Source organism: Acidovorax sp., from assembly GCF_046339755.1.
Classification (GTDB): Bacteria; Pseudomonadota; Gammaproteobacteria; order Burkholderiales; family Burkholderiaceae_C; genus Acidovorax.
Genome location: NZ_JBKDTZ010000105.1, coordinates 1 through 5,149, shown reverse-complemented (window position 1 = coordinate 5,149; position 5,149 = coordinate 1). Strand labels below are relative to the sequence as shown.

The 5,149-nt window shown below is 67.0% G+C and carries 5 protein-coding genes; 4 read left to right on the top strand and 1 reads right to left on the bottom strand.

Annotated elements, in window-relative coordinates:
* Window positions 1-75 precede the first annotated feature (75 nt).
* The 4 genes from ACK59X_RS08435 to ACK59X_RS08420 all read left to right on the top strand — a co-directional run bounded on the left by ACK59X_RS08435 (window position 76) and on the right by ACK59X_RS08420 (window position 3,880).
* Window positions 76-1,509 carry a leucyl aminopeptidase gene (locus ACK59X_RS08435; RefSeq protein ID WP_409956437.1) on the top strand — a complete coding sequence of 478 codons (1,434 nt, stop codon included), beginning with the start codon at window positions 76-78 and terminating at the stop codon, window positions 1,507-1,509.
* Between the two features lie 6 nt (window positions 1,510-1,515).
* Entirely contained in the window at window positions 1,516-1,950 is a 435-nt protein-coding gene (locus ACK59X_RS08430) for a DNA polymerase III subunit chi (protein ID WP_409956434.1), read from the top strand.
* Window positions 1,950-2,618, top strand: a complete 669-nt coding sequence (locus ACK59X_RS08425) for a hypothetical protein (protein WP_409956432.1) — start codon at window positions 1,950-1,952, stop codon at window positions 2,616-2,618. Before ACK59X_RS08430 ends, ACK59X_RS08425 begins: the two co-directional genes overlap by 1 nt.
* 131 nt (window positions 2,619-2,749) lie before the next feature.
* Complete coding sequence (locus ACK59X_RS08420; RefSeq protein WP_007858759.1) at window positions 2,750-3,880, top strand: branched-chain amino acid ABC transporter substrate-binding protein; 1,131 nt, start codon at window positions 2,750-2,752, stop codon at window positions 3,878-3,880.
* A gap of 216 nt (window positions 3,881-4,096) precedes the next feature.
* Here ACK59X_RS08420 and ACK59X_RS08415 read toward each other — a convergent pair whose 3' ends face one another.
* Window positions 4,097-5,104, bottom strand: a complete 1,008-nt coding sequence (locus ACK59X_RS08415) for a D-2-hydroxyacid dehydrogenase family protein (RefSeq protein ID WP_409956435.1) — start codon at window positions 5,102-5,104, stop codon at window positions 4,097-4,099.
* Window positions 5,105-5,149 lie beyond the last annotated feature (45 nt).

Below are 5,149 nucleotides of genomic sequence, written 5' to 3'. Positions count from 1 at the left end.
AGGAAACCACCGAGTATGAACTATGATCTGTAGTCCGTGGAGTTGCAGGCTGCTGACTCCGAGAATTGAGACCAGCTGGTCGTGTTTCTCCCAGTGGGCTTAAAGCCCGGGCGCGATGCCCTGTCCACGCTGGCGGCCCTGGCGCTCAAGCAAGGCGATTTGTCCGCCACGCCGGGCAAGAGCCTGCCGCTGTACCAGGGGCCTGCCGTGGCCGCGCGCCGCGTGCTGCTGCTGGGCGTGGGCGACGGCACGGCCCGGTCCGTGCGCCAGGCGCTGGGCGCGGCCGCCTCGGCCCTCAAGGCGCCCCAGACCAAGCGCGTGGTGCTGTGCTTTGCCGCCAGCGCCCAGGCCGACGCGGTGTGCGCGGCGGTGCAGGCCGTGGCCGATGCGAGCTATGTCTACACCACCACCAAGCCCAAGGCCGAGGCGCGCAGCCTCTCGCGCGTGGTGGTGGGCGTGCCCGACCCCTCCGAGGTGCGCGTGGCCTTCTACCAGGGCGTGGCCCTGGTCGAGGGGGTGGAATTCGCGCGCGAATGGGGCAACCGGCCCGCCAACCACGCCACGCCCACCTTGCTGGCCAATGCCGCCAAGACCCTGGCCAAGCAGCCGCGCATCCAGTGCAAGGTGATGGGTCCGGCCGAGGTCGAACGCCTGGGCATGGGCTCCTTCATGGCAGTGGCCAAGGGCTCGGAGGAGCCGCTGCGCTTCATCGAGCTGCGCTACAGCGGCGGCGCCAAGGACCAGGCCCCGGTGGTGCTGGTGGGCAAGGGCATCACCTTCGATACCGGCGGCATCTCCATCAAGCCGGCGGCCGAGATGGACGAGATGAAGTTCGACATGTGCGGTGCCGCCAGCGTGCTGGGCGTGTTCCGTGCCCTGGGCGAACTGCAGCCCGCGATCAACGTGGTCGGCCTGATTCCCGCCTGCGAGAACATGCCCGATGGCCGGGCCGTGAAGCCCGGCGACGTGGTGACCAGCATGAGCGGCCAGACCATCGAGGTGCTCAACACCGACGCCGAAGGCCGCCTGGTGCTGTGCGACGCACTGACCTACGCCACGCGCTTCAAGCCGGCGGCGGTGGTGGACATCGCCACCCTCACCGGCGCCTGCGTGATCGCGCTGGGCGGTGTGCGCAGCGGCCTGTTCAGCAACAACGAAGACCTGGCCCAGGCCCTGCAGGTGGCCGGCGATGCCGCGCAGGACCCTTGCTGGCGCATGCCGCTGGACGACGACTACGCCGATGGCCTCAAGAGCAACTTTGCCGACATGGGCAACGTGGCCGGCCGCGCGGGCGGCGCCATCACGGCGGCCAAGTTTTTGCAGAAGTTCGTGGGCGACATGCCCTGGGCGCACCTGGACATCGCCGGCACGGCCTGGAAGGGCGGTGCGGCCAAGGGCTCCACGGGCCGCCCGGTCGGCCTGCTGGTGCAGTACCTGCTGGACCGCGAGGCGGACGCTGCCGCGGCGCCCAAGCCCGCCGCCAAGCGCGTACGCGCCAAGGCCACCTGAGCCGCGATGACCGAGGTTGCCTTCCATTTCAATGCGCCGGACAAGGTGGCCTATGGCTGCCGGTTCGCGCGCAAGGTGCTGCGTGCCGACGCGCGCCTGGTGATCGCCGGACCGGCCCATGTGCTGGCGGCGCTGGACCGGCAGATGTGGAGCATGGCGCCGCAGGATTTCGTCGCGCACTGCACCGATGCGGCCGATGAAGACCTGCGCCTGGCCTCCCCGGTGCTGCTGACCTCCGACGTGCAGGGCGCGCCGCACCACGAGGTGCTGCTGAACCTGGGCGCCGAGGTGCCCGAGGGCTTTGGCCGCTTCGAGAAGCTGATCGAAGTGGTCAGCGCCCATGACGAGGAAGACCGCGGGCAGGCGCGCAACCGCTGGCGCCACTATGCCTCGCGCGGCTATGCCATCGTGCGCCACGACCTGGTGCTGAAAGGCGGCTGATGGCCACCACGCCACCCCGTACGCCGCCCCGTTTCGTACCCACGCTCACTGAAGTGGTGCAAGTGCCGGGCGCGGTACCGTTGCCTGTGGCCGCCAGGCCGCCGGTGGCAACGCCTGTGCCTGCTGCCGCTCGCCCGGCCCCGGCGGTGTCCGCTCCCGTGGCTCCCGCGACGACTCCATCCGCCAGCCGCAGTGCTGTGCCGCAGCCCGCCCCGGTGCGGCAACCTGCTGCCGCCACGCCCGCAGCCTCTTCGCCGGTGACGCAGGCGGCCGGCCGCGCCCTGGAGGCCCTGGCGCTGCGCCGCGCGCAGATCACTGCAGCAACCGCTCCTTCCGTGCCTGTTGCCTCCACAGCAGCGCGGCCGGAGCAGGCTGCACCGGCCATGCCTGTGGCTGCAGCGGCGGCGGGCCCCAATGCAGGGCAGCCCGCCGCGGCGCGCGCACTGCCGGAGGGCATGGAGGAGTACATGGTGCACCGGGTCATGCAGCGCGTGGACGTGGTGCTGGACCAGCGCCTGCGCGATGCCATCGCCATCGTGGTGCAGGAACAGACGCGTTCAGTGCTTCCGCGGCTGCGCGAGGAGATCGAATCCGTGGTCCGCCACGCCGTGTACGAGGCCGTCGCCGATGAGCTCGCAGGCAGCCACACCGCGCCGACAAAGGGATGACAGGGTATTCCCCTGTGGTTTCTCCCACATTTAATCGTGTTCCCTAATGATCTGGCCCGTAAATTGCGATATGTTCGCCTGCGTTGAGACACAAGAACATTTCTCAGCGTTTATCTTTACTGGAGATTGATATGCAATTGAAGTTGAAACTGACCGTGGTTGCTGCTATCGCGGCTGCTGCTGGTGTGGCCTCTGCACAAGAGCAGGTGGTCAAGATCGGCCACGTGGCTCCGGTTTCCGGCGCCCAAGCCCACTACGGCAAGGACAACGAAAATGGCGCCCGCATGGCCATTGAAGAGCTGAACGCACAAGGCGTGACGATCGGCGGCAAGAAGATCAAGTTCGAGCTGCAGGCAGAAGACGACGCTGCGGATCCGAAGCAAGGCACTGCCGCTGCACAGAAGCTGTGCGACGCCAAGGTCGCTGGCGTGGTCGGTCACCTCAACTCCGGTACCACCATCCCCGCATCCAAGGTCTACAACGACTGCGGCATCCCCCACGTGACCGGCGCGGCCACGAACCCCAACCTGACCAAGCCAGGCTACAAGACCACGTTCCGTATCATCGCCAACGACAACGCCCTGGGCGCTGGCCTGGCTGCCTACGCCGTGGACACGCTGAAGCTCAAGTCGGTCGCCATCATCGATGACCGCACCGCTTACGGCCAGGGCGTTGCCGACGTGTTCAAGAAGACCGCTGCCGCCAAGGGCATGAAGGTGGTGGACGAGCAGTTCACGACCGACAAGGCCACGGACTTCATGGCCATCCTGACCGCCATCAAGGCCAAGAACCCCGATGCCATCTTCTACGGCGGCATGGACCCCCAAGGCGGCCCGATGCTGCGCCAGATGGAGCAGCTGGGCATGGGCAATGTGAAGTACTTCGGCGGCGACGGCATCTGCACGGCCGAAATCGCCAAGCTGGCCGCTGGCGCCAAGACCCTGGCCAACGTGATCTGCGCCGAAGGCGGCGCATCGCTGGCCAAGATGCCTGGCGGCACGGCCTGGAAGGCCAAGTACGACGCCAAGTACCCCAACCAGTTCCAGGTGTACAGCCCCTACACCTATGACGCCACGTTCCTGATCGTGGATGCCATGAAGCGCGCCAACTCGGTCGACCCCAAGGTCTACACCCCCGAGCTGCTCAAGTCCAGCTTCAAGGGCGTGACCTCGACGATCGCCTTCGAACCCAACGGCGAAATGAAGAACCCTGCCATCACCCTGTACAACTACAAGGATGGCAAGAAGACCCCTCTGAACTGAGGCACGGACTTGCCTTCAACCGGCTAACGTCGCTCCGGAGCCTTGCCGTGCTACAGCACTGTCTGCGGCTCCCCGCCTAGTTATCCGGTCGAATGCAATCCGTGTGGGAGCGTTGCCTTCGGGCGGCGCACCACAGAGCAAAAAAGGCTTCCCTCGGGAAGCCTTTTTCGTTGGTGCCGGATCGGTCGATCCGGTGCATGCAAGCGGTTGGTTGGGCTAGCGGCGCACTTGCAGCGAGCCCGGGTTCACGATATTGGTCGGCGTGCCCTTGATGAAGTTGACCACGTTGTCGAAGGCCGCACCAAAGTAGAGCTCGTAGCTGTCCTGCTCCACGTAGCCGATGTGCGGGGTGCAGATGCAGTTCTCCAGCCGCAAGAGGGCATGGCCCTGCAGGATGGGCTCGCTCTCGAACACGTCCACGGCGGCCATGCCGGGGCGGCCGCGGTTGAGCGCTGCGATCAGGGCGTCGGACTCCACCAGTTCGGCGCGCGAGGTGTTCACGAACAGCGAGGTGGGCTTCATGCACGACAGATCTTCGAGCGAGATGATGCCGCGCGTCTCGTCGTTCAGGCGCAGGTGCACCGAGATCACGTCGCACTGCGAGAAGAACTCCTCGCGCGTGGTGGCGGCCTGGTAGCCATCGGTCAGGGCCTGGGCACGCGAGGCCTCGCGGCCCCAGACCCGCACGTTCATGCCGAAGGCCTTGCCGTAGCCGGCCACGAGCTGGCCGATGCGGACATAGCCCCAGATGACCAGCGTCTTGCCGCGCAGCACCGAGCCCAGCCCGAAGTTGGCGGGCATGGAGGCCGCCTTGAGCCCGGACTGCTGCCAGGCCCCGTGCTTGAGGTTGGAGATGTACTGCGGCAGCCGGCGCGTGGCCGCCATCACCAGGGCCCAGGTGAGTTCGGCCGGTGCCACCGGTGAGCCGACGCCCTCGGCCACGGCAATGCCGCGCTCGGTGCAGGCAGCCACGTCGACGTGGTTGCCGACCTTGCCGGTCTGGGCGATGAGCTTGAGGCGGGGGAGCTTCTCGACGAGCTGGCGCGTGATCTGTGTGCGCTCGCGCACCAGCACGATGATGTCGGCATCCTTGAGCCGCACCGACAGCTGGCCCAGGCCCTTGACGGTGTTGGTATAGACCTTGGCGGTGTAGGCGTCGAGCCGGCTGGCGCAATGGAGCTTGCGCACTGCGTCCTGGTAGTCGTCGAGGATCACGATGTTCATCCCGACATTGTGCCTTGGCGCGCCGCCGTCTTTGCGCCCCAAGCC